Source organism: Marilutibacter chinensis, from assembly GCF_021725675.1.
Taxonomy (GTDB): Bacteria; Pseudomonadota; Gammaproteobacteria; order Xanthomonadales; family Xanthomonadaceae; genus Marilutibacter; species Marilutibacter chinensis.
Map to the genome: position 1 here is coordinate 1 of NZ_JAKJPO010000031.1, position 1,539 is coordinate 1,539.

Here is a 1,539-nt window from a genome sequence, read left to right on the forward strand (position 1 = left end):
TTGCGCCTGTAGGGCGGGAAAACCCGCCCCAACGCGCCTGAAAAGGCGCACACACGACCAGATCGAGGACTGTCCAGCGCTTTGACGCGGCCATCTTCGGCACCGAGGTGGGTTGTTTAGACTTTCCCTAGAACCCACTATCGTCAGAGCGGGACTCCGCCGCAGCGGCACGGCTCATAATATCGGATATCAGGAGCCACCGCGGCAACTCGCCACCGGCATATGATTTCCGACCGGGAAATGCCCCAGATCATGCCTTGGTCCGCGCCGCATCCAACAGTTCGGGCGCGATGATCTGGAGCGCCGACGACAACCATTGATCCCATTTCGTCATCGCTGGGTCGGGCGTCACTTCCAGAAGGCCGCGCATCATCGCTTTCGCTTCGGCTGAATTGCCGCCCCGATTCAGTATTTTGGCTTTCGATATCAGGAGCGGAGGACGGTTTTCCGTACTCAATCGGCCGATCATGCGATCGAGATTACGGAGCGATTGCTGATGCTGATCGGTACGTCCCGCCGCCGTCAGCGCCGCAGCATCTGGCGGCGTTCGCAATCTGAACACCGCGGTTTCGCCGACCCGTTCAGTTACCACATCAAAGCAATCCAGAAGCGCACCCATACTCGCCGCGATCCAGTGGTGCGCTGGCGAGTAGAAGTCCTGCTGGATAACGATGCCTGATTCCGTCAGGCGCGAAAACCAATGCCGGAGCGCGTATGCATTCAGGTAAGGGGATTTGGCGACATCTAGGAAAAGGATCTCGATGGGCCGTTCCAGTCTTCCAACCTGAGTGACTTCGCCCGCACGGACTTCGATCCAAGGCAAAAAGGAGGCTACATTATCGAGGAAGGCGGTCAGGAAGGATTCCCCGTACCGAATGTCCTCCCCGGTTCCTAGAAAATGATTGGTGAGATAGCTGTCTCCCACGACAAACCGGTCGATCGCAACCAGAAGCTTTGAATCCGCCGCCTTCAACACGTCTTTTGGAATGCCAGCGCAGAGCGCCAGCGTGGAGGAGCCTGCGAAGCATCCGGCGTCAAGAATGATGCCCTTGCCCGTGTAGTGATCGGACACGAGCGTGGTCAGATGCGAGTACTCCTCCCGATCAATGAACGAATGCACCGGCATCTCGGGAGCGGGGCGAGTCGCGAGGGAGTGCGAGTATGTGGGCATGTGCAAGCCGTCGACGCCTTGAGCTAACGGAGGTTGGCGTTCGAGAAAGCGACGATGTCTGCGCTGCTCTACCGTCGTATCCTGTCCAAGAAGGTAGCCGATATTCCTCGCGGTATCAATCAACCACCGCACGCTGTCGTCACGAGACAATACACGCGCGAAACATCTTCTTCGCAGTCGACGCGAGTCGCTGCGCGCTGCTTTAAGGAAAGTCAGAACAACTCCCCTGATATCGGCGACGCGCGTTGAGCGACTTGGCGATGGAGGAAGTGCTGTACGAGATTCCGACGCTGCGTCGGTTCGCCCATTTGGGCGGTCTGTATGCTCTGCCCGACGAGGCCACGATCCTCAACTTCCGTCGCCTGCTG

2 protein-coding genes are annotated in these 1,539 nt (G+C 58.4%); one reads left to right on the forward strand and one right to left on the reverse strand.

The genetic code is table 11. The features are described 5' to 3' along the window. Positions 1 to 250 precede the first annotated feature (250 nt). Positions 251 to 1,120: a hypothetical protein gene (locus tag L3V18_RS19160; protein WP_237057063.1), complete on the reverse strand. Its 870-nt coding sequence runs from the start codon at positions 1,118 to 1,120 to the stop codon at positions 251 to 253. Positions 1,121 to 1,225: 105 nt separating this feature from the next. On the opposite strand from L3V18_RS19160, the gene L3V18_RS19165 reads away from it, so the two are divergent. Then, positions 1,226 to 1,420, forward strand: coding sequence for a hypothetical protein (locus tag L3V18_RS19165; protein WP_237057065.1), 195 nt, complete (start codon positions 1,226 to 1,228; stop codon positions 1,418 to 1,420). Positions 1,421 to 1,539: the final 119 nt, after the last annotated feature.

Bases quoted from the DNA above. Each gene is read 5' to 3' on its own strand.
- L3V18_RS19165 (WP_237057065.1), top strand. From the start codon at position 1,226: ATGTCTGCGCTGCTCTACCGTCGTATCCTGTCCAAGAAGGTAGCCGAT.